This window comes from Streptomyces sp. NBC_00637, from assembly GCF_045161545.1.
Classification (GTDB): Bacteria; Actinomycetota; Actinomycetes; order Streptomycetales; family Streptomycetaceae; genus Streptomyces.
In genome coordinates this window covers 6,575,083-6,595,852 of the sequence record NZ_CP109046.1, presented here as the reverse complement: position 1 = coordinate 6,595,852, position 20,770 = coordinate 6,575,083, and the positions used below count along the sequence as shown (strand labels likewise).

At 72.5% G+C, this 20,770-nt stretch carries 22 protein-coding genes; 12 read left to right on the top strand and 10 right to left on the bottom strand.

What is annotated here, in order from left to right; translation table 11 throughout:
• Window positions 1–8: 8 nt before the first annotated feature.
• Window positions 9–737 (bottom strand): ZIP family metal transporter, encoded by a 729-nt coding sequence (locus OG440_RS28950; RefSeq protein WP_406009711.1) that lies wholly within the window; start codon window positions 735–737, stop codon window positions 9–11.
• A gap of 99 nt (window positions 738–836) precedes the next feature.
• Between OG440_RS28950 and cobM the strand changes: the two genes are divergently transcribed.
• From cobM to cobC, 6 genes are read left to right on the top strand one after another with little or no spacing between them, the layout of a single operon-like run.
• Window positions 837–1,655, top strand: coding sequence for a precorrin-4 C(11)-methyltransferase (gene cobM, locus OG440_RS28945; protein ID WP_406009710.1), 819 nt, complete (start codon window positions 837–839; stop codon window positions 1,653–1,655).
• 5 nt (window positions 1,656–1,660) lie between these two features.
• Window positions 1,661–2,917, top strand: a complete 1,257-nt coding sequence (cbiE, locus tag OG440_RS28940) for a precorrin-6y C5,15-methyltransferase (decarboxylating) subunit CbiE (protein ID WP_406011488.1) — start codon at window positions 1,661–1,663, stop codon at window positions 2,915–2,917.
• Complete coding sequence (gene cobJ / locus OG440_RS28935; RefSeq protein ID WP_406009709.1) at window positions 2,914–4,653, top strand: precorrin-3B C(17)-methyltransferase; 1,740 nt, start codon at window positions 2,914–2,916, stop codon at window positions 4,651–4,653. Before cbiE ends, cobJ begins: the two co-directional genes overlap by 4 nt.
• A complete protein-coding gene (locus OG440_RS28930) occupies window positions 4,650–5,252 on the top strand; it encodes a precorrin-8X methylmutase (RefSeq protein WP_406009708.1) in 603 nt (200 codons plus the stop codon). The genes cobJ and OG440_RS28930 overlap by 4 nt, the downstream gene beginning before the upstream one ends.
• Window positions 5,249–6,178: a sirohydrochlorin chelatase gene (locus OG440_RS28925; protein ID WP_406009707.1), complete on the top strand. Its 930-nt coding sequence runs from the start codon at window positions 5,249–5,251 to the stop codon at window positions 6,176–6,178. Before OG440_RS28930 ends, OG440_RS28925 begins: the two co-directional genes overlap by 4 nt.
• On the top strand, window positions 6,168–7,250 hold the full coding sequence (cobC, locus tag OG440_RS28920; protein WP_406009706.1) for an Rv2231c family pyridoxal phosphate-dependent protein CobC: 1,083 nt from the start codon (window positions 6,168–6,170) through the stop codon (window positions 7,248–7,250). The genes OG440_RS28925 and cobC overlap by 11 nt, the downstream gene beginning before the upstream one ends.
• 105 nt (window positions 7,251–7,355) lie before the next feature.
• Here the strand turns inward: cobC and OG440_RS28915 are convergent, their stop codons facing one another.
• The 5 genes from OG440_RS28915 to OG440_RS28895 all read right to left on the bottom strand — a co-directional run bounded on the left by OG440_RS28915 (window position 7,356) and on the right by OG440_RS28895 (window position 12,188).
• The gene (locus OG440_RS28915; RefSeq protein ID WP_406009705.1) at window positions 7,356–8,375 is read right to left on the bottom strand and encodes an SCO1860 family LAETG-anchored protein; all 1,020 of its coding nucleotides are present in this window, start codon (window positions 8,373–8,375) and stop codon (window positions 7,356–7,358) included.
• Window positions 8,376–8,541: 166 nt separating this feature from the next.
• Window positions 8,542–9,633, bottom strand: coding sequence for an amidohydrolase family protein (locus OG440_RS28910; protein ID WP_406009704.1), 1,092 nt, complete (start codon window positions 9,631–9,633; stop codon window positions 8,542–8,544).
• Window positions 9,634–9,647: 14 nt separating this feature from the next.
• Window positions 9,648–10,490, bottom strand: coding sequence for an amino acid ABC transporter ATP-binding protein (locus OG440_RS28905; RefSeq protein ID WP_406009703.1), 843 nt, complete (start codon window positions 10,488–10,490; stop codon window positions 9,648–9,650).
• Window positions 10,487–11,320 (bottom strand): amino acid ABC transporter permease, encoded by an 834-nt coding sequence (locus OG440_RS28900; RefSeq protein ID WP_406009702.1) that lies wholly within the window; start codon window positions 11,318–11,320, stop codon window positions 10,487–10,489. The genes OG440_RS28905 and OG440_RS28900 overlap by 4 nt, the downstream gene beginning before the upstream one ends.
• Before the next feature lie 4 nt (window positions 11,321–11,324).
• The gene (locus OG440_RS28895; protein WP_406009701.1) at window positions 11,325–12,188 is read right to left on the bottom strand and encodes a transporter substrate-binding domain-containing protein; all 864 of its coding nucleotides are present in this window, start codon (window positions 12,186–12,188) and stop codon (window positions 11,325–11,327) included.
• A 183-nt stretch (window positions 12,189–12,371) separates the two neighbouring features.
• On the opposite strand from OG440_RS28895, the gene OG440_RS28890 reads away from it, so the two are divergent.
• From OG440_RS28890 to thpD, 6 genes are all read left to right on the top strand, one after another.
• Window positions 12,372–13,472, top strand: a complete 1,101-nt coding sequence (locus OG440_RS28890) for a pyridoxal-phosphate-dependent aminotransferase family protein (RefSeq protein WP_406011487.1) — start codon at window positions 12,372–12,374, stop codon at window positions 13,470–13,472.
• Window positions 13,473–13,542: 70 nt separating this feature from the next.
• The gene (locus tag OG440_RS28885) at window positions 13,543–14,070 is read left to right on the top strand and encodes a DinB family protein (RefSeq protein WP_406009700.1); all 528 of its coding nucleotides are present in this window, start codon (window positions 13,543–13,545) and stop codon (window positions 14,068–14,070) included.
• 282 nt (window positions 14,071–14,352) lie between these two features.
• Window positions 14,353–14,859 (top strand): diaminobutyrate acetyltransferase, encoded by a 507-nt coding sequence (gene ectA / locus OG440_RS28880; protein WP_406009699.1) that lies wholly within the window; start codon window positions 14,353–14,355, stop codon window positions 14,857–14,859.
• A 58-nt stretch (window positions 14,860–14,917) separates the two neighbouring features.
• Entirely contained in the window at window positions 14,918–16,189 is a 1,272-nt protein-coding gene (gene ectB / locus OG440_RS28875; RefSeq protein ID WP_406009698.1) for a diaminobutyrate--2-oxoglutarate transaminase, read from the top strand.
• 45 nt (window positions 16,190–16,234) lie between these two features.
• The gene (locus tag OG440_RS28870) at window positions 16,235–16,639 is read left to right on the top strand and encodes an ectoine synthase (protein WP_406009697.1); all 405 of its coding nucleotides are present in this window, start codon (window positions 16,235–16,237) and stop codon (window positions 16,637–16,639) included.
• A 5-nt stretch (window positions 16,640–16,644) separates the two neighbouring features.
• Complete coding sequence (gene thpD, locus OG440_RS28865) at window positions 16,645–17,532, top strand: ectoine hydroxylase (protein ID WP_406009696.1); 888 nt, start codon at window positions 16,645–16,647, stop codon at window positions 17,530–17,532.
• Between the two features lie 90 nt (window positions 17,533–17,622).
• Here the strand turns inward: thpD and OG440_RS28860 are convergent, their stop codons facing one another.
• The 4 genes from OG440_RS28860 to OG440_RS28845 all read right to left on the bottom strand — a co-directional run bounded on the left by OG440_RS28860 (window position 17,623) and on the right by OG440_RS28845 (window position 20,758).
• Complete coding sequence (locus OG440_RS28860) at window positions 17,623–18,675, bottom strand: aminotransferase class V-fold PLP-dependent enzyme (RefSeq protein WP_406009695.1); 1,053 nt, start codon at window positions 18,673–18,675, stop codon at window positions 17,623–17,625.
• 96 nt (window positions 18,676–18,771) lie between these two features.
• Window positions 18,772–19,488 (bottom strand): DsbA family oxidoreductase, encoded by a 717-nt coding sequence (locus OG440_RS28855; RefSeq protein WP_406009694.1) that lies wholly within the window; start codon window positions 19,486–19,488, stop codon window positions 18,772–18,774.
• Window positions 19,489–19,604: 116 nt separating this feature from the next.
• Complete coding sequence (locus OG440_RS28850; protein ID WP_406009693.1) at window positions 19,605–20,108, bottom strand: GNAT family N-acetyltransferase; 504 nt, start codon at window positions 20,106–20,108, stop codon at window positions 19,605–19,607.
• 41 nt (window positions 20,109–20,149) lie between these two features.
• Window positions 20,150–20,758: a DUF1349 domain-containing protein gene (locus tag OG440_RS28845; RefSeq protein ID WP_406009692.1), complete on the bottom strand. Its 609-nt coding sequence runs from the start codon at window positions 20,756–20,758 to the stop codon at window positions 20,150–20,152.
• Window positions 20,759–20,770: the final 12 nt, after the last annotated feature.

The window sequence follows — 20,770 nt, the reverse complement described above, 5'->3', positions numbered from 1 at the left end:
CCGCCGGCTCACGAGGCCAGGCCCACCACCAGCCAGATAAAGGCCGCGCCCGCGATCGTGCACAGCACGGTCGAGCGGGCGGGGTGTTCGTGGTGCGCCTCCGGGAGGATCTCGGCGGCGGCCAGGTAGAGGAGCGCGCCGCCGAAGAAGCCCAGGTAGGCGCCGAGCGCCGGTTCGGGGATGGTGACGAAGGACGTCGAGGCGGCGCCGACGACCGGTGCCGCGGCGTCCGCGAACAGCATGGCCAGGGCCTTGCGGCGGTCGTTCCCGTACAGGCTGGTGATCGTGTAGGTGTTGAAGCCGTCCGCGAAGTCGTGGGCGATGACCGCGAGGGCCACGGCGAGTCCCATGCCGCCGTCCACCTGGAAGGCCGCGCCGATCGCCACACCGTCCATGGCGCTGTGGCCGACCATCGCCGCGGCCGCCGTCAGGCCGACCTCGGGGGCCCTGCCGTCGTGCTCCTCGGCGCCGTGCGCGGCCTGGCGCACCGCCAGCAGACGTTCCACCAGATGGGCCAGCAGGAAGCCCGCCACGAAGAGCAGCAGTGCGGCCGGAACGCCGAAGACCTCGGTGCCGGCCGCCTCCAGGGCCTCCGGCAGCAGATCGAGGCCGACGACGCCCAGCATGAGGCCGCCGGCCAGGCCCAGCACCAGGTGGCGGCGGTCGGTGACGCGCTGTGCCGTCCAGCCGCCGGCCAGCGTCATGAGGAACGCGCCGAGCGCGACGAAGACCGCCATAGGCCCTTGCTATCCGATCAACCCCGGATCGCGCACATCCGCGTCGCGCACTGACGCCGGAAAACACGGACAAAGACCGCTATGAGAGGACCCGAACCCATGGCCGATGCCCCCACCGGCAAGGTGACCTTCGTCGGTGCCGGCCCCGGCGCCGCCGACCTGCTGACGTTCCGCGCCGCGCGTGCCATCGCCGACGCCGACGTCGTGATCTGGGCCGCGAGCCTGGTCCAGGCGGAGGTTCTCGAGCACGCGCGCGAGGGCGCGGAGATCCTCGACTCGGCGACCATGTCCCTGGAGGACGTCGTCGCCGTGTACGGGCGGGCCCGCAGGGAGGGGCTGAAGGTCGCGCGCATCCACTCGGGCGACCCCGCCCTCTGGGGCGGTACGCAGGAGCAGCTCGACCGGTGCGAGGAGATCGGTGTGGACACCGAGATCGTGCCCGGGGTGTCCTCCTTCTCCGCCGTCGCCGCGCTCGCCCGGCGCGAGCTGACGATCCCCGAGGTCGCGCAGTCGGTCGTCCTCACCCGGCTCGGCGGCGGCAAGACGCCGATGCCGCCCGGCGAGGAGGTGCGGGAGTTCGCGAAGCACGGTACGACCATGGCGGTCTTCCTGTCGGCCGCCCGCAGCGGTCAGCTGGTGCGGGAGCTGCTGGAGGGCGGCTACCCGACCGCCACCCCGGTGGTCGTCGCCTACCAGGCGACCTGGCCGGAGGAACTGGTCGTGAAGTGCACGATCGAGACGCTGGAGGAGACCGTCAAGGAGCACAAGCTCTGGAAGCACACGCTCTTCCTGGTCGGCCCGGCCCTCGACGCGCACGGCACCCGCTCGCACCTGTACCACCCCGGTCACTTCCACGGCTATCGCAAGGCCGACCCGGAGGCCCGCCGGGCGCTGCGGACACGGGGTGCCAGCACGTGAGAGGGCTGATCACCGTCGTCGGCACGGGCACGGGCACGGCGCCCGGCGGGGAGGTCTTCGCCGGTGCCGGGCTCGTCGTGGGCGGGCGGCGCCATCTGGACGCCGCGGGCCTGCCGGCGTCCGTCGAGCGGATCGTGCTCGGTCCGCTGGCGCCGGCCCTCGACGCCATGGAGGAGTACGTCGGGAAGGACCGGCGCGTGGTCGTGCTGGCCTCCGGCGACCCCGGCTTCTTCGGGATCGTGCGGGCGCTGGCCGAACGGTTCGGGGCGCACCGGCTGGACGTCAGGCCCGGTGTCTCCTCCGTGGCCACCGCTTTCGCGCGGCTGGGGCTGACCTGGGACGACGCCGTCGTCGTCAGCGCGCACGGACGGGATCCGCGGACGGCGGTCAACGTCTGCCGGGCGCACCCGAAGGTCGCCGTGCTGACCGGGCCGGGCGCCGGGCCCGCCGAGCTGGGCGCCGCGCTCGCGCGCACCGCGCCCGGGCGGGTGCTCGTCGTGGCCTCCGCGCTCGGCGACCGGGCGGGTGAGCGCGTGGAGCGCGTCTCCCCCGGCGAGGCCGCCGGACGCGACTGGGGTACGGCGGTGAGCGTCGTCCTGTGCCTGGACGAGAGCCGGACGATCGGTCCGGTACGGACGCTGGCCGGGCCCGGGGCCGGCCCCGCCGGGTGGGCGCTGGACGAGGGCGCCTTCGCCCACCGCGACTCGATGATCACCAAGTTCGAGGTACGGGCGCTGGCCCTGGCCCGGCTCGGGCCGCGCTCCGGCGACCTGGTCTGGGACGTGGGCTCCGGGTCGGGGTCCGTGGCCGTGGAGTGCGCGCGGCTCGGCGCCGCCGTCAGCGCCGTCGAGAAGGCGGCGGACGGGGTCGCCCGGATCCGCGCCAACGCCGAGGCGCACGGCGTCGACGTGCACGTGGTGCACGGCGGCGCGCCCGGCGTGCTGGCCGGACTCGACGATCCCGACGCCGTGTTCGTCGGCGGCGGCGGGCGCGAGCTGCCCGGCATCGTCGCGGAGTGTGCGCGGCGGGCCCGGCGGACCGTGGTCGTCGCGATGGCCGCGCTGGACCGGGTCCCGGCGGTACGCGCCGCGCTCGGCGACGCCGGGCTCGACTGCGACGGTGTGCTGCTGCACTCCTCGCGCCTCGCGCCGCTGCCGGGCGAGGTCACCCGGCTGGCCGCGACCAATCCCGTTTTCCTGCTGTGGGGTGTGAGAGACGCCGTCGGCGCGCACCCTGTCCATCGAGAAGGAGTAGCCCTGTGATCGGCCTCATTTCCGCCACCGCGGCGGGGGCGGCGGCGCGCGACCGGCTGGCCACGGCCTGGCCGGACCGCACCCGCGTGTACGACGGCCCGGTCGGGGACGCCGTCCGGCGGGCGTTCGCCGAGTGCGAGCAGCTCGTGTGCTTCCTGGCGACCGGGGCGGTGGTCCGGCTGGTCGCGCCTCTGCTGACCGACAAGACGTCCGACCCGGGTGTGGTGTGCGTCGACGAGGCCGGGCGCTTCGCCGTCCCGGTGGTCGGCGGACACGCCGGCGGGGCCAACGAACTCGCGCTGGCCGTCGGCGCCCTGCTGGGTGCGCGGCCGGTGGTGACCACGGCCACGGACGCCGTCGGCATCCCCGGTCTCGACACGCTCGGCCTTCCCGTGGAGGGCGATGTGGCCGGCGTGACGCGGGCGCTGCTGGACGGCGAGCCGGTCGCGCTGGCCGCCGAGGTGCCGTGGCCGCTGCCGCCGGTGCCGTTCGCGGACCGGGGCGAGTACACCGTGCGGCTCACGGACCGCGCCGTCGCGCCGGCCGCCCGCGAGGTGCTGCTGCGTCCGCCGTCCCTCGTCGTCGGTGTCGGGGCGTCCAGGGGCGCCCCGGTCGACGAGGTGCTCGACCTGGTCGAGGGCGTGCTGCGGGAGGCGGGACTGTCCGTCCGCAGTCTCGCCGAGCTGGCGACCGTCGACGCCAAGGCGGAGGAGCCGGGCATCGTCGAGGCGGCCCGGCGGCTCGGCGTGCCCGTGGTGACGTACTCCGCCGGGGAGTTGGCCGCCGTCGAGGTGCCGAACCCGTCCGACGCGCCGCTCGCCGCCGTCGGCACGCCCTCCGTCGCGGAGGCGGCCGCTCTGGTCGGCGGGGGCGAACTCCTCGTCCCCAAAAGGAAGTCGGAGCGTGCGGACGGGCGGCCCGCGATGGCCACCTGTGCCGTCGTACGGCGTCCCGGGCGGGGACGGCTCGCGGTCGTCGGGCTCGGGCCCGGGGCGCGGGACCTGCTGACGCCGCGCGCGAAGGCGGAGCTGGAGCGGGCCGCGGTGCTCGTCGGCCTCGACCAGTACGTCGACCAGATCCGCGACCTGCTGCGGCCCGGCACCCGGATCCTGGAGTCGGGGCTCGGCGCCGAGGAGGAACGGGCCCGGACCGCCGTGGCCGAGGCCCGGCGCGGGCGGAGCGTCGCACTGATCGGCAGCGGGGACGCGGGCGTGTACGCGATGGCCTCCCCCGCGCTCGCCGAGGCGTCCGACGACATCGACGTGGTCGGGGTGCCGGGGGTGACCGCCGCGCTCGCGGCCGGTGCGATCCTCGGCGCGCCGCTGGGCCACGACCATGTGTCGATCAGCCTGTCCGATCTGCACACGCCGTGGGAGGTCATCGAACGACGGGTGCGGGCGGCGGCCGAGGCGGACATCGTCGTCACCTTCTACAACCCCCGTTCCCGGGGCCGCGACTGGCAGTTGCCCAAGGCGCTCTCGATCCTCGCCGGGCACCGGGAGCCGACGACGCCGGTGGGTGTGGTGCGCAACGCCTCCCGCCCGGACGGCACCGCGCGGCTGACGTCGCTCGCGGAACTCGACCCGGCGTGGGTCGACATGATGACGGTCGTGACCGTGGGCAACACGGCGACCCGGAACATCGCGGGACGCATGGTGACGCCCCGTGGCTACCGCTGGCAGGAGAACACCACCGACAGCTCCCCCGCGAGCTCTCGGGAAAGCTCCCAGGAGGGCGCCCTGTGAACCGTGTGGTCCATCCGATCGAGCAGGAGTCCTTCCGGCGGCTGCGCGCCCGCCTGGACACCTCGCACTTCGCGCCGCTGAGCCGGGCGGTGGTCGAGCGGGTCGTCCACTCCGCCGCCGACCTGGAGTACGCGGACGATCTCGTCCTGGACGAGGACGAGTTGACGAAGGCGCACGCCGCGCTGCACGCCGGGGCGCCCGTCGTCGTCGACGTGCAGATGGTGGCCGCGGGGATCACCCGGCGGGACACCGTCTGCCGTCTCGGGGACGCCAGGTCCGGTCCCGGACTGACCCGGTCTGCCCACGCGATCCGGCTGGCGTACGAGGAGGTCGGGCCCGGCGCGCTCTGGGTGATCGGCTGCGCGCCGACCGCCCTGGAGGAGCTGCTGACACTGGACGCCTCCCCCGCGCTGGTCATCGGCCTGCCCGTCGGCTTCGTCGGGGCGGCCGAGTCGAAGGCCGCGCTCCGCGAGAGCGGCCTGCCCGCCGTGAGCAACGTGTCCGAGAAGGGCGGGTCGGCGGTCGCCGCCGCCGCCCTCAACGCCCTGCTGTACACCCCCCTTTCGTCCCCCGCTTCGCCCTACGAGGAGAAAAAGTGATCACCCCGCCGCCCGCCCTGCTCATCGCCGGCCATGGCACCCGGGACGAGGCCGGAGCCGAGGCGTTCCGTGACTTCGTACGGGAGTTGGGCCGCCGTCATCCCGAACTGCCCGTCGCGGGCGGCTTCATCGAGCTGTCCCCGCCGCCGCTGGGCGATGCGGTGACGGAGCTGGTGGAGCGTGGTGTACGGCGGTTCGCCGCCGTCCCGCTGATGCTGGTGTCCGCCGGGCACGCCAAGGGCGACATCCCGGCGGCGCTGTCCCGTGAGAAGGAGCGGCACCCGGGGATCTCCTACACGTACGGGCGTCCGCTGGGCCCGCACCCGGCGCTGCTGACCGTGCTGGAGCGGCGGTTGGAGGAGGCCCTGGGCACCGCGGGGCGCACCCCCGGGGACCTGGCCGACGTCACCGTGCTGCTGGTCGGGCGCGGCTCGACGGACCCGGACGCCAACGCCGAGGTGTACAAGGCGGCGCGGCTGCTGTGGGAGGGGCGCGGGTACGCGGGCGTGGAGACCGCGTTCGTGTCGCTGGCCGCGCCGGACGTGCCGAGCGGACTCGACCGGTGCGTGAAGCTGGGGGCGAAGCGGATCGTCGTGCTCCCCTACTTCCTGTTCACCGGGATCCTGCCCGATCGGGTACGGCACCAGACCGAGAGCTGGGCGGCCGCGCACCCCGAGGTCGAGGTGCGCTCGGCGGACGTCATCGGTCCGGAGCCGGAGCTGCTCGACCTGGTGATGGAACGGTACGAGGAGGCCGTCAAGGGCGACCTGCGGATGAACTGCGACTCGTGCGTGTACCGGATCGCGCTGCCGGGCTTCGAGGACAAGGTCGGGCTGGCCCAGCAGCCGCACTTCCACCCGGACGACGAGGGGCACCACCACGACGGGCACCACCATCACGGACCCGCGCACTCCCATGCGCACTGAGGGGCCCGCCGAGGCGCACCGCGACGGCCACGACCTGCGCCATCACGGGGACGCCGAGGTGCGCGACGACGGCTCGGCGCTCGTCGACCTCGCGGTGAACGTCCGCGCGGACACCCCTCCGCGCTGGCTCCGGGAGCGCGTCGCCGCTTCCCTGGACGGCCTGGCGGCCTACCCGGACGGGCGGGCCGCGCGGGCGGCGGTCGCGGCGCGGCACGGGCTGCCCGTCGAGCGGGTGCTGCTCACGGCGGGCGCGGCGGAGGCGTTCGTGCTGCTGGCGCGCGCCCTGAAGGTCCGGCGGCCGGTCGTGGTGCACCCGCAGTTCACGGAGCCGGAGGCGGCGCTGCGGGACGCCGGGCACAGCGTGGACCGGGTGGTGCTGCGGGCCGAGGACGGCTTCCGGCTGGATCCGGCGGCCGTACCGGAGACGGCCGACCTGGTGGTGGTCGGCAATCCGACGAACCCCACGTCGGTGCTGCACCCGGCGCGGACCATCCGGCGGCTGGCCCGGCCCGGACGGACGCTGGTGGTCGACGAGGCGTTCATGGACGCGGTGCCGGGCGAGCGGGAGGCTCTCGCCGGGCACACGGACGTGCCGGGCCTGGTGGTCCTGCGCAGCCTGACCAAGACCTGGGGACTGGCCGGGCTGCGGATCGGCTACGTGCTCGCCGCGCCGGAGACCGTCGCCGACCTGGAGCGGGCCCAGCCGCTGTGGCCGGTGTCCACGCCCGCACTGGTGGCGGCGGAGGCGTGCATGGGGGCGCAGGCGCTGGCGGAGGCCGCGCACGCCGCCCACCGCGTCGCCGCGGACCGGGCGCATCTCGTGGCCGGTCTGGAGGAGTTCGCCGACGACGGGGTACGGGTCGTGGGTCCCGCGCAGGGGCCGTTCGTCCTCGTGCGGCTGCCCCGGGCCGCCGCCGTCCGCGGGCGGCTGCGCGCCCTGGGGTTCGCGGTCCGGCGCGGCGACACCTTCCCGGGGCTGGACGGGGAGTGGCTGCGGCTGGCGGTACGGGACCGGACGACGGTGAACCGTTTCCTCCAAGCGCTGGACCAGGCGTTGGCCCTCACCCGGTGAGGAGTGACTGCGCGGGCGGATGACACGGGCGGGACGGCGGGGTGCGGGGTACGGACTCGGGTGGGACGTCCCGGATCCGTACCCCGTACCCCGTGCCCTGTCCGGTCAGCCGCGGCGGCGGGCCAGTACCACCGCTCCCCCGCCCGCGGCCAGCAGCGCCACGGCGCCGCCCGCGAGGTACGGGGTGGTCGAGCCGCCACCGGTCCGCGCCAGGTCGGCCCGGGCGGGTGCGCCCTGTGCCTTGACGTCTCCGGCCGGGGCGGCGCTCGGCCCGGCGGCCGGCTCCGCGCCCTGGTCCTGTGCCGCGCCCTGGTCCTGTGCCGCGCCTTCGTCCTGTACCGCGCCCTGGTCCTGCTCCTGGTCCTCGCCCGGGTCCTGCTCCTCGCCCTGCTCCTGTTCGGCGGGGGCTTCGCAGGTGGCCTTCGCCAGGGTCAGGGTGCCGGTGACCTCGGCCACGCCGAGACGCGACGGGTCGACGGAGACGGTGAGTTCCAGGGCGGTGGCGGCGGCCGTGCGGGAGGTGGTCTCGCGCTTCGACAGGTCCAGGCGGACCTCGCCCACGCCCGGCACCTTCACGTCCGTCGTGCCGCCGGTGCTCACCGACACCTTCTTGCCCAGGACCGTCACCGAGCCGAGCAGGTTGGAGACGGCGACCGGCGCTTCGCCGGCCTCGCAGGTCGCCCTGGAGGTGACCGTGCCGACCTCGACGAGGGAGAGCAGGGGCAGGCCGGGCACGTGCAGTTTCGCGTGGGTCAGGCGGGTGGAGGCCTCGGCCCTGCCGCCGTCGACGGTCGCCTTCGCCTCGGCGACGTCCGCGCGCAGGACGCTGAACGGCCTTCCGCCGTCGACCCCCCGCAACTCGGCCGACAGCGCGGTCCTGTCGGCACTGTGCGGAGCCCGTACCTCGTTGAGGGAGACGGCCAGCGGGATGTCGACGGTCTTGTGGAGCAGGGCCACGTCGAGGTCGGTACGCAGGACGGACGCGCTCGCCCGGCCCTGGCCGGACGTCGCGTGGGCGGTGCCCGCGCCCGCCAGGGCCGCGGGACCCGCGGCCAGGGCCGTGACCGCGACGACGGTGGCGGCGCGACGGGCGCGTGCGGGCAGCGGAAAGTTGTTGCCGTTCAAGGGTGGGACCCCCAGAAGAGAAATGCTTCGGGACCCCGCAAGAATTACGTACGAGGGGTGAACGGTCAGCAGGGTGACGCGAGTTCACTCCAACGTGGGGTTTCCGTGCGTGTCTTCGAATCCGACGGCACGCACGTTCCCCGCAACCGCCCCTGGCACAGCGCTTTCAGCTCACCACGGTGCCGTCGAGTACCACCCGGCGCGGAGCCGCCAGCACCCGTACGTCCGCGCGCGGGTCGCTCTCGTAGACCACCAGGTCCGCCGGAGCGCCCTCCACGAGCCCCGGGCGCCCGAGCCACTCGCGGGCGCCCCAGGTGGTCGCCGAGAGCGCCGCCAGCGGCGGGATGCCCGCCGTCACCAGTTCCGCGACCTCCGCGGCCACCAGACCGTGCGGCAGTGTGCCGCCGGCGTCCGTGCCGACGAAGACCGGGATGCCGGCGTCGTAGGCGGAGCGGACGGTGTCGTAGCGGCGTTCGTGGAGCCGGCGCATATGGGCCGACCAGCGCGGGAACCGGGACTCGCCGCCGGCCGCCAGCCGGGGGAAGGTGGCGATGTTGACGAGGGTCGGCACGATCGCCACGCCTCGTGACGCGAACAGCGGGATCAGTTCGTCGGTCAGGCCCGTCGCGTGCTCGACGCAGTCGATGCCCGACTCGACGAGGTCGCGGAGCGAGTTCTCGGCGAAGCAGTGCGCCGTGACCCGCGCGCCCAGGCGATGGGCCTCCGCGATGGCCGCCTCGGCCGCCTCCCGGGGCCAGCTGGGGGCGAGGTCGCCCACTTCGCGGTCGATCCAGTCGCCGACCAGCTTGACCCAGCCGTCGCCGCGCCGGGCCTCCCGGGCGACGTACGCGACCAGCTCGTCCGGCTCGATCTCGTGCGCGAAGCCGCGGATGTAGCGACGGGTGCGGGCGATGTGCCGGCCCGCCCGGATGATCTTCGGGAGATCCTCGCGGTCGTCGACCCAGCGGGTGTCCGAGGGCGAGCCGGCGTCACGGATCAGCAGGGCTCCCGCCTCGCGGTCGGTCAGCGCCTGCTTCTCGGCGACGTCCGCGTCGACGGGCCCGTGCGCGCCCAGGCCCACATGGCAGTGGGCGTCGACCAGGCCGGGCAGCGCCCAGCCCTCGACGGTCCGCACGTCGCGGGCGCCGACGGGACGGTCGTAGGAGACCCGTCCGTCGACGACCCACAGCCCGTCGCGGACCTCGTCGGATCCGGTCAGGATCCGGCCCTTCACGTGCAGCACCGCGCGATCGCTCATGCGGTGCACCCTAGCTACTGCTCCGGGCCGCCCTTCGGGTCCCCCGCCCGGCCGTCCGCGCTGCCGTCCGCCCGGCCGGAGGCGCCCTCCCTGCCGTCTTCTGGCAACTCGGCCATCGCCGGGTCGAGGAGACGGGACAGGAAGTGGCGGGTGCGCTCGTGGCCGGGGTTCCCGATGACCGCGGCCGGGGTGCCGTCCTCCACGATCACCCCGCCGTCCATGAAGACGACCCGGTCGGCGACCTCGCGGGCGAAGGTCATCTCGTGCGTGACGACCATCATGGTCATGCCCTCGTCGGCGAGCATGCGCATGACCGCGAGGACATCGCCGACCAGCTCGGGGTCGAGGGCCGAGGTCGGCTCGTCGAAGAGCATCACCTCGGGGCCCATCGCCAGCGCGCGGGCGATCGCGACGCGCTGCTGCTGGCCGCCGGAGAGGGAGGCGGGATAGGCGGCGGCCTTCTCCGACAGGCCCACCCGCTCCAGGTTCTCGGCGGCCACCTTCGCCGCCTCCGCCTTGCCGCGCCCGAGCACCCGGCGCTGCGGCAGCGTGAGGTTCTCGGTCACCGACAGGTGCGGGAACAGGTTGAACTGCTGGAAGACCATCCCGATACGGCGGCGTACGGCGTCGATGTCGACGTCGGGGTCGGTGAGTTCGGTGCCGCCGACGAAGACCTGCCCCTTGGTGGGCTCCTCCAGCAGGTTCACACAGCGCAGCAGCGTGGACTTGCCGGAGCCGGACGGGCCGATCACACAGACGACCTCGCCCCGGCCGATCTCCAGGTCGATGCCGCGCAGCACCTCGTTGGCGCCGAACGACTTGTGCAGGTCGCGGACTTCGATCTCCGGTCGGCTCATTTCACGGCCTCCTGGGCCTTGGCCTCCATGCGCCGCACGACGAAGCCGAGCGGGACGGTCACCAGCAGGTAGCACAGGCCGGCGACCAGGATCGGCGTGGAGTTGGCGGTCGTGCTGGCCAGGTCACGGCCGTACTTGGACAGTTCGCGCTCCTCCAGCGTCACCCCGAGGAGCAGCACCAGGGAGGAGTCCTTGAAGAGCATGATCAGCTCGTTGGTGAGCGGCGGGAGGATGATCCGGAACGCCTGCGGGATGACGACCGACACCATCGCGCGGCCGGGCGAGAAGCCCAGCGACCGGGCCGCCTCCAGCTGCCCCTTGGGCACGGCCTGGATGCCCGCGCGGAACGTCTCCGCCATGTACGCGGCCCCGATCAGGCCGAGTCCGAGGGCCGCCTTGCCGTAGGTGCCGCCGACGATCTCCGTGCCGGGGAAGGCCAGCGGCACGGCCACGCCGATGAACACGAAGATCAGCAGGGCGGGCAGGCCGCGGAAGATCTCGATGTAGACACCGGCGAGCCAGCGGTACGGGCCGACGGAGGACAGCCGCATCAGGGCGATGACCAGACCGAGCACCAGCCCGAGGACGAAGCCGGACGCCGTGTACAGGACGGTGTTCTTCAACGCCAGCGTGATGACGTCCGGGAACATCTCCCGCGCGATGTCCCACTGGGCGAACTGGTTCTTCAGCCGGCCCCAGTCCGCCGTGACCGCGAAGACGATCACGGCGGCGACGAACACGACGTACTGCGCGCCGCGCGAGAGGCGCCGCTTCTGACGCCGGGTGAGGCCCTTTTTCTTCGGTTGGAGTCGTACGTCGGTATCGGCCATGGGGTCAGGAGGCCGAGGCGGCGGCCGACGGGGACGCGGCCGACTCGTCGTAGGGGCCGATCCACTTCTCGTACAGCTTCTTGTAGGTGCCGTCGGCCTTCGCGTCCGTCAGCGCCTTGTTGATGGCGGCGACCAGCTTGCTGTTGCCCTTCTTCACCGTGAAGCCGTACTGCTCGCCGGTGTTGAGGTTGTCGACGACCTTGAAGGCGTCGGCGTTGGCCTTGTCCTTGAGCCAGCCCTGGACGACCGGGAAGTCGATGATGACGGCCTTGACCTGGCCGGTGCGCAGACCGTTGAGGACGGCGTCGGAGGACTCGAAGGAGACCGGGTCGAAGCCCTGCTTCTTGGCGTAGTCCTCGCCGGTGGTCTGCGCCTGGGCGCCGAGCTTGACGCCCTTGGACTTCACGTCGGCGAGCGAGGTGACGCCCGCGCCCTTGTCGACCAGGACGGCCTGGGTCGCCTCGAAGTACGGGTCGGAGAAGTCGACGTTCTTCTTGCGCTCGTCGGTGATGGTCATGCCGGCCGCGGCCAGGTCGCACGTGCCGGAGTTGAGGAAGGCGCCGGTCTTGAAGTTCTCGAAGGGCGTGTCGAGGATCTCCTGCTTCACGCCCAGGTCGTCGGCGACCAGGTCGATCAGGGACACGTCGAAGCCCTGCACCTTGCCGTCGACCTCCGACTGGAAGGGCGGGTAGGGCAGGTGGGTGCAGGTGGTGAGCTGGCCCGCCTTGACGAGCTCGACCCCGCCGGCGGCGGTCTTGGAGCCGCTGCCGCCGTCGTCGGTGGAGGTGCAGGCGGCGACGAGCAGCAGTCCGGCCGTCACGGTGGTGGCGGCCAGGACGCGGGTCCGGCGGCCGGGGTGGCTGTTCACGGCGGGCCTTCCTGTAAGGGAACTGTGGGTTCCGATTATAAGGAGAAGTTTGAGGCACTCAAACCAAACCGATGGCTGCCGGGCCGTACGACCTACGAAGTCATCAGTGGGGAGGGCGGGGAGAGGGGGACACGTGCCGGTTAGTCTCGTCACCTGTACCCCGTGAGCGAAGAGAGCACCGCCGTGACACACCCGTTCCTGGACCTCGCCCCGCTGAGTGCCGCACGCTTCGCCTCGATCGAGGACCGGGTGGCCCGGCTGCTGGACACCCGGCAGGACGTCGTGATCATGCAGGGCGAGGCGCTGCTGCCCCTCGAAGGCGCCATCCGCGCCGCCGCCGGCCCGGGCACGACCGCGCTGAACGTGATCACCGGCCCGTACGGGCAGACCTTCGGGGACTGGCTGCGGGACTGCGGTGCCACGGTGATCGACCTGGCGGTGCCCTTCCACACGGCGGTGACGGCCGCGCAGATCCGCGAGGCGTTCGCCGAGCACCCCGCGATCGACTTCGTGTCGCTGGTGCACGCGGAGGCGGCGACCGGCAACACCAACCCGGTCGCCGAGATCGGCGAGGTGGTGCGGGAGCACGGCGCGCTCTTCTACCTGGACGCGGTGGCCTCGATCGGCGCGGAGCCGGTGCTGCCGGACGCGTGGGGCGTGGACCTGTGCGTGATCGGCGCGCAGAAGGCGATGGGCGGTCCGGCGGGTGTGTCGGCGGTGTCGGTGAGCGAGCGGGCGTGGACGCGGATGGCCGCGAACCCGAGGGCGCCGCGCCGGTCGTACCTCTCCCTGCTGGACTGGAAGGAGCGCTGGGTCGAGGGCGGCCGCAAGGCGCTGCTGCACGCGCCGGCACAGCTGGAGATGCTGGCCCTGGAGGCGTGCGTGGAGCGGATCGAGGCGGAGGGGCTGGAGACGGTGATGGCCCGGCACGCCTCGGCCGCCGCCGCGACGCGCGCGGGCGCGGTCGCGCTGGGCGGCGGTCTGGAGCCGTACGTGTACGACGCGGCCGACGCGGCGCCCGTCGCGACGACGCTGCGGACGCCGCCGGGGGTGGTGGCCTCGGAGCTGGTGGCCCGGGCGCTGGCCGGCGACCCCACGCTGCCGCTGGCCGCGGGCGGGGGCGCACTGGCCGAGGAGATGATCCGGGTCAACCACTACGGGGGCGACGCGACCGTCGGCCTGGTGCACGGGTGCCTGGCGGCGCTGGGCTCCGCGCTGGCGGAGAAGGGGCTGGACGTCGATCAGGAAGGGGCCCGGCGGGCGGTGGAGGGCGCCTGGCGGTAGCCGCCGCCCGTCCGCCGCCGGACGGGCCGACGCGACCTGCTTGTCGGTGCCGCCTGGCATGCTGCCCCGCATGACCACCGACGCTCCCCTCACCCTCCCCGACGGCCGCCCCGTCCCCCTGCTGACCGGTGACGAACTTCCCATGCTGGAAAGCTGGTTGGAGTTCCACCGGGCCACGCTGGAGCTGAAGTGCGCGGGGCTGGACGACGAACAGCTGCGGCGACCGGCCGCCGAGCCGTCCGAGTCGACCCTGCTCGGCCTGGTCCAGCATCTCGCCGAGGTCGAACGGAACTGGTTCCAGCGGGCGTTCGCCGGCCTCGATGTGCCACCCGTCTTCGAGGAGGCGACCGGGTACGCCCTCGACGCCGGGCGGGGCCTCGACGAGGCGCTGACCGTCTGGCGGCGGGAGATCGCGCGCGGGCGGGAGCTGATCGCCGGGCGGCCACTGGACGCCACCGGCCGGCTCCCCGACGGCCCGATGGCCGGGCTCGAGGTGAGTCTGCGCTGGGTGCTGATCCACATGATCGAGGAGTACGCCCGGCACAACGGTCACGCCGACATTCTCCGGGAGCGTATCGACGGGGTGACCGGAGTCTGAATTCAAGGTAATTCGCGAATTTCTTTCGATCCCTTTAAAGGCCCGCTTTTCGAGGAACTTCCCGGCGATAGGTTTCCTGAGTTCTCCTGCCCGGATTCCCCGCACCTAAACGCGGGAAATTTCGGGCGCGCTCCGAATGCGTGACGCATTGCACAAGCGGGTCGATATGCACCTTTCATGCGGTGCAAAAGCGGATGAAACGGCAACACGCCCCCGTGGCATCACGGAATCACCACGGCCTCTCCATGCGTTTTCGAATTTCCCTGGGTAAGTTCAATCCGCATGACTGCCGCACAAGCAGACCTACGTATCGACCGCCCGTCGGTGGAAGACGGCGCGGCGCTCTGGCGTCTCGCGAAGGATTCCGGAACGCTCGACCTGAACTCCTCCTACAGCTATCTGCTGTGGTGTCGTGACTTCGCCGACACCACGGCGGTGGCCCGCGCGGAGGCCGGCGAGCCGGTCGGGTTCGTCACGGGATACATACGGCCGGAGGACCCGCACACCCTGCTGGTCTGGCAGGTGGCCGTCGACGCCGCGCACCGTGGTCGCGGCCTCGCCGCCGCGCTGCTGGACGGACTGACCGCGCGGATCGCGGCCGGACGCCCGCTCACCGCCGTGGAGACCACCATCACGCCGGGCAACACCGCCTCCGAGCGGCTGTTCACCTCGTACGCCGACCGGCACGGGGCGACCGTCACCCGTGAGGTGCTGTTCGACGCCGGGCTGTTCCCCGACGGCCCGCACGACCCCGAGGTCCTGTACCGGATCGGCCCCCTCACCTTCTGACTCCCCCCGTCTTCGCCCGTCCCTCCTGACGACCCCCACCCCGAGGAGCGTTTTCGTCGTGACCATCACCCAGCCCGACCTCAGCGTGTTCGAGACCCTCGAGTCCGAGGTACGCAGCTACTGCCGCGGCTGGCCCGCCGTCTTCGACCGTGCGCAGGGCAGCCGGATGTACGACGAGGACGGTCACCGTTACCTGGACTTCTTCGCGGGTGCCGGGTCCCTCAACTACGGCCACAACAACCCGGTGCTGAAACGGGCGTTGGTCGACTATCTGATGCGGGACGGCGTCACGCACGGGCTCGACATGTCGACCGTGGCCAAGCGGACCTTCCTCCAGACCTTCCAGGATCTGGTGCTGCGGCCGCGTGACCTGCCCTACAAGGTGATGTTCCCGGGCCCGACCGGCACCAACGCCGTGGAGTCGGCCCTGAAGCTGGCGCGCAAGGTGAAGGGGCGCGAGGCGATCGTGTCGTTCACCAACGCCTTCCACGGGATGTCCCTCGGGTCGCTCGCGGTGACCGGCAACGCGTTCAAGCGGGCCGGGGCCGGGATCCCGCTGGTGCACGGCACGCCCATGCCGTTCGACAACTACTTCGAGGGCCAGATCCCCGACTTCCTGTGGTTCGAGCGGCTGCTGGAGGACCAGGGGTCCGGCCTCAACAAGCCCGCCGCCGTGATCGTCGAGACCGTGCAGGGCGAGGGCGGCATCAACGTCGCGCGTCCGGAGTGGCTGCGGGCGCTCAAGGAACTGTGCGAGCGGCAGGACATGCTGCTGATCGTCGACGACATCCAGATGGGATGCGGGCGCACCGGGGCCTTCTTCTCCTTCGAGGAGGCCGGGATCGTCCCGGACATCGTGACCGTCTCCAAGTCGATCAGCGGCTACGGACTGCCCATGTCGCTCTGCCTGTTCCGGCCCGAGCTGGACGTGTGGGAGCCGGGTGAGCACAACGGCACCTTCCGCGGCAACAACCCGGCGTTCGTCACCGCCACCGCCGCGCTCGAGACGTACTGGGCCGACGGGTCCGCGATGGAGAAGCAGACCCGGGCGCGGGGCGAGCAGATCGAGCAGGGGCTCATCTCGATCACCGAGGAGAACCTCGCCGACGTCAAGGAGTACCGGGGCCGCGGTCTGGTGTGGGGCCTGGAGTTCCACGAGAAGGCGCGGGCCGGACGGGTCGCCAAGCGGGCCTTCGAACTCGGGCTGCTGATCGAGACGTCCGGCCCGGAGAGCGAGGTCGTCAAACTGCTGCCGGCCCTGACCATCACCCCCGAGGAACTGGACGAGGGCCTCAGTGTCATCGCCCGCGCCGTGCGGGAGACCGTCTGACGCCCTCGGACCCCGTATCCCCTACCTAGGAGGCATCGCACCACCGTGATCGTCCGTTCGTTCAAGGACATCGAAGGCACCGACCGGCATGTGCGGGCGGCGTCCGGCACCTGGGAGAGCAAGCGCATCGTGCTGGCCCAGGAACGCGTCGGGTTCTCGCTGCACGAAACGATTCTGTACGCGGGTACCGAGACGTCGATGTGGTACGCGAACCACATCGAGGCCGTCGTCTGCGTCGAGGGCGCGGCCGAACTGACCGACCACGAGACCGGGCGGACGCACAGCATCACGCCCGGCACCATGTACCTCCTCGACGGGCACGAGCGGCACACGCTGCGCGTCGAGGAGGACTTCCGCTGCATCTGCGTGTTCAACCCGCCCGTCACGGGCCGGGAGGACCACGACGAGAACGGCGTGTACCCCCTGCTCACCGAGCCCGAGGAGGTGTAAGCATCGTGACCACCCTCACCGATCTCTACCCCACCCGTGGCACCACCGAGGTGTCCGTGCCGCGCCGGGACCCCGTCGTCTGGGGCTCCCCCGACACGCCGGGCCCGATCCCGGCGGCCGGGCTCCAGGAGTACGAGCGCGACGGTTTCCTCGCCGTCGACCAGCTGATCGGCGACGACGAGGTGGCCGTCTGCCGGCGTGAGCTGGAGCGACTGGTCGCCGACCCGGAGATCCGGGCCGACGGGCGGTCGATCGTCGAGCCGAAGTCCAAGGAGATCCGCTCCGTCTTCGAGGTGCACAAGCTCAGTCCCGTGTTCGCCGCGCTCGTCCGCGACGAGCGGGTCGTGGGCCGGGCCCGGCAGATCCTCGGCTCGGACGTGTACGTGCACCAGTCGCGGATCAACGTCAAGCCGGGCTTCGGGGCAGGGGGCTTCTACTGGCACTCCGACTTCGAGACCTGGCACGCCGAGGACGGTCTGCCGAACATGCGGACGGTGTCCGTGTCGATCGCGCTGACCGAGAACCTCGACACCAACGGCGGGCTCATGATCATGCCGGGCTCGCACCGGACGTTCCTCGGCTGCGCCGGGGCGACGCCCGAGGACAACTACAAGAAGTCGCTCCAGATGCAGGACGCGGGCACCCCGTCGGACGAGGCGCTGACCGCGATGGCCGGCGACTACGGCATCAAGCTGTTCACGGGCAGGGCCGGTTCGGCGACCTGGTTCGACTGCAACTGCATGCACGGGTCCGGCGACAACATCACGCCGTTCCCGCGCAGCAACGTGTTCATCGTGTTCAACAGCGTGGAGAACACGGCCGTGGAGCCGTTCGCGGCCCCGGTCCGCAGGCCGGAGTACATCGGCGCGCGGGACTTCACCCCGGTGCGCTGACCGCCTGTCACCCGCCGGCCGCGTCGGCAGGCCCGGACGCCGCCACCCGCATCGGGTGGCGGCGTCCGGGCCTGCGGGCGTTCGGGGGCCTCAGGCCGCCAGGGCGTTCAGCAGGCGGTCGACGTCGGCGGCCGTGTTGTACAGGTGGAAGGAGGCGCGCAGATTGCCGGAGCGGTCGGAGACCTGGATGCCGGCGGCGGCCAGTTCGGCCTGACGGAAGCCGAGTCCGGGCACCGAGACGATCGCGGAACCGGGCGCGGCGACGGGCCGGTGACCGAGCGTGGCGAGTCCGGCGCGGAACCGGTCGGCGAGGGCGAGGTCGTGGGCGCCGATCGCCGCCACGCCGAGTTCCTCCACCAGCGCGAGGGAGCGGCGCAGTCCCGCGTAGCTGAACAGGGCGTGCGTCAGGTCGAACCGCCGCGCCGAGTGGGCGAGTTCGGCCACCGGACCGTAACAGCTGTCCCAGGGCTCCTCGCCGGCCACCCATCCCGCGAGGACCGGTGACAGCCCGCCGAAGTCCTCCGGGACCACCAGGAAGGCCGCGCCGTGCGGGCCGAGCAGCCACTTGAAGGAGACGGCGGCGGAGAAGTCGTGGGCGTCGGCGTCGGCCGGAAGCCAGCCCGCGGACTGCGAGAAGTCGACATAGGTGCGTGCGCCGTGCGTCCGGGCCGCCTCGCGCAGGGCGGGCAGGTCGGCGATCCGGCCGTCGGCGGACTGGGCGGCGCTCAGCGCGACCAGTGCCGTGCCGGGGCGGACCGACTCGGCGATCCGCTCCAGCGGGACGGCGCGAACCTTGAGGTCCCCGCGGACGTGGAAGGGGTTGAGCACGGAGGTGAAGTCGTCCTCGGCGGTGAGCACTTCCGCGCCCGCGGGCAGCGAGGCGGCGATCACGCCGGTGTGCGCGGCGACCGAGGCGCCCAGCGCCACCCGGGTGACCGGAACGCCGGCCAGCCGGGCGTACGCGGCCCGGCAGGCCTCGACGTCCTCGTGCAGCGGGGTCAGCGGCCTGCCCTCGGCGCGCAGCAGCGCCGCCTCGTGCAGGGCGGCGACGGTACGGGCCGGCAGCAGGCCGTTGCTCGCCGTGTTGAGGTACGTGGTCTTCGGGGTGAACTCGGCACGGACGAGGCTCTCGAAGGTCTCCATGGGTCCACTGTGGGACCCCCGGAACCCCCCGTCCATTGCCGATTTTTACGTGATTCCGCTAAGGAGCACTTATATATCGGCTCTCACCTGCGGTTTTCACTGCTGCGGGACCGCGCACCCGTCCGGGCCGCAGGCCTGCGCGCCGCCGTCGTCGATCAGTTCCAGCGGGGAGCGGGCTTCCCAGGCCTGGGTGAGGGCCTGCGTGAAGACCTCGGCGGGCTGGGCCCCGGAGACGCCGTAGGCGCGGTCCAGGACGAAGAAGGGCACCCCGTTCGCGCCGAGCCGGGCGGCCTCGCGCTCGTCGGCGCGGACCTCGTCGGCGTAGGCGGCCGGGTCGGCGAGGACCTCGCGGACGGCCCCGGCGTCGAGACCGGCCTCGACGGCCAGTTCCACGAGCCGCTCGTCGCCCTCGGTGAAGACGGACCGCTGCTCGGCGAAGTTCGCCCGGTAGAGGATCTGGATCAGTTCGTCCTGCCGGCCGTGCTCCTTGGCGAAGTGCAGCAGCCGGTGCATGTCGAAGGTGCTGCCGTGGTCGCGGTCCCGGGTGCGGTAGTCGAGGCCCTCGGCGGCGGCCTGGGCGCCCAGGTTCTCCTCGCCGGACCGCGCCTGCGCCTCGCTCATCCCGTACTTCTTGGTGAGCATGGCCAGTACGGGCTGGACGTCGTCCTTGGCGCGGCCCGGGTCCAGCTCGAAGGAACGGTGCACCACCTCGACCTGGTCGCGGTGCGGGAAGGCCTCGAGCGCCTTCTCGAAGCGGGCCTTGCCCACGTAGCACCAGGGGCAGGCGATGTCGCTCCAGATCTCGACGCGCATGTCTCGGCTCTCTCCAGGTCGGGCGGCTGGTACGGAGCTCCCCCCGCGGGAGGTCCGCACGGAGGGTTCCCTCCGGCGAGTGCATGAACGTTCAAGCAGAGCGTTTCATTCCCCGGTCACCCCGCGGGCACCGTGTACCTCAGCCAGACGTGGTGCTCGCCCTCGGCCGGCGGGTTCTCCGGGTCCGGGCTCCAGCCCTGCCGGGCGTAGAAGGCCTGGGCGCGCCGGTTGTCGACGTGTACGTCCAGGACGGCTGTCCGCCGGCCGTCCGCCCGCCACTGCTCGACGCAGGCCGCGTGCAAAGCCGTACCGATCCCCGCACGCCAGTGGTCGGGGTCGACGTGGAACTGGAACAGTTTGACCGTGTGCGCGGGCGCGCCCTCCGGTGTACGGAACGACGCGAGGCCGACGAGTCCTCCCCGCTCGACGACGCACAGCACATGCCCGTCGGGCCGCCCGACGGCCGCGCGCCAGGCGGCGAGCCAGTCGGTGCCGTCCTGCGGTACCCCGACGGGGTAGTACGTGGCCCGGGCGCGCGCGTGCAGCGCGACGACCCTGTCCACCTCCGCGGGAACGGCGGTGCGGATCACCCGGTCTCCCTTGACGCGATCTCCGATCATGCAGGAGAGGACGAGCGGGCCCTGCCCCCGGTTCCGGCCGGTCAGCTTCCGTCCCGCAGGTCGTCCGGCCACTCGGTCCTGAACTCGAGATGGTCGTACGTCACGACACACCCCTCACCCATCGGCGACTGCGTCATGAAACCGACCAGGGCCGCGCCGGTCTCCTTCTCCCCGCCCAGCGTGAACAGGCGGACGAAGGTCCACCGTCTGCCGTCCCGGGAGGCGTGGAAGGCGAAGGCACGGCCGGTCCGGCTCACCCGGAGCCAGACCGAACTCCCCTCCACGGTGAAGGAGTTGGCGTCGTCGGAGTGCCCCCGGGTGACCACCGTGCAGACGGTGGCCACGTCCGGGGAGTACTCCAGGCACAGCTTGGCCCAGGCCCGCTCACCGACGTGGACGTACAACACCCCGGCGTCGAAAGCCCAGTTGAAGCCGACGGTGACGCGTGCGATGAGCTGGAAGTCGCCTTCCGGCGCCCCCAGCAGCCGGGGCGCGTCGGAGGCGGATTCCAGCCCGTCCCCGGTGGGCGGCACGAACCGGTCCTGCCGGGCCCCGGCCCATCCGGTGAGCACCCCGTCCTCATGGGACCAGTGCCCGTCGGGCCCGTAAGTACGCAGGGGAAAGGGCAGTTCGGGAAGCGAGACGTCCATGACGTCATCATC

Bases quoted from the DNA above. Each gene is read 5' to 3' on its own strand.
- OG440_RS28950 (WP_406009711.1), bottom strand. From the start codon at position 737: ATGGCGGTCTTCGTCGCGCTCGGCGCGTTCCTCATGACGCTGGCCGGC.
- OG440_RS28855 (WP_406009694.1), bottom strand. From the start codon at position 19,488: ATGCGCGTCGAGATCTGGAGCGACATCGCCTGCCCCTGGTGCTACGTG.
- OG440_RS28885 (WP_406009700.1), top strand. From the start codon at position 13,543: ATGACCACCGACGCTCCCCTCACCCTCCCCGACGGCCGCCCCGTCCCC.
- OG440_RS28850 (WP_406009693.1), bottom strand. From the start codon at position 20,108: ATGATCGGAGATCGCGTCAAGGGAGACCGGGTGATCCGCACCGCCGTT.
- cobM (WP_406009710.1), top strand. From the start codon at position 837: ATGGCCGATGCCCCCACCGGCAAGGTGACCTTCGTCGGTGCCGGCCCC.
- OG440_RS28860 (WP_406009695.1), bottom strand. From the start codon at position 18,675: ATGGAGACCTTCGAGAGCCTCGTCCGTGCCGAGTTCACCCCGAAGACC.
- cobC (WP_406009706.1), top strand. From the start codon at position 6,168: ATGCGCACTGAGGGGCCCGCCGAGGCGCACCGCGACGGCCACGACCTG.
- OG440_RS28900 (WP_406009702.1), bottom strand. From the start codon at position 11,320: ATGGCCGATACCGACGTACGACTCCAACCGAAGAAAAAGGGCCTCACC.
- ectA (WP_406009699.1), top strand. From the start codon at position 14,353: ATGACTGCCGCACAAGCAGACCTACGTATCGACCGCCCGTCGGTGGAA.
- OG440_RS28905 (WP_406009703.1), bottom strand. From the start codon at position 10,490: ATGAGCCGACCGGAGATCGAAGTCCGCGACCTGCACAAGTCGTTCGGC.
- OG440_RS28845 (WP_406009692.1), bottom strand. From the start codon at position 20,758: ATGGACGTCTCGCTTCCCGAACTGCCCTTTCCCCTGCGTACTTACGGG.
- OG440_RS28910 (WP_406009704.1), bottom strand. From the start codon at position 9,633: ATGAGCGATCGCGCGGTGCTGCACGTGAAGGGCCGGATCCTGACCGGA.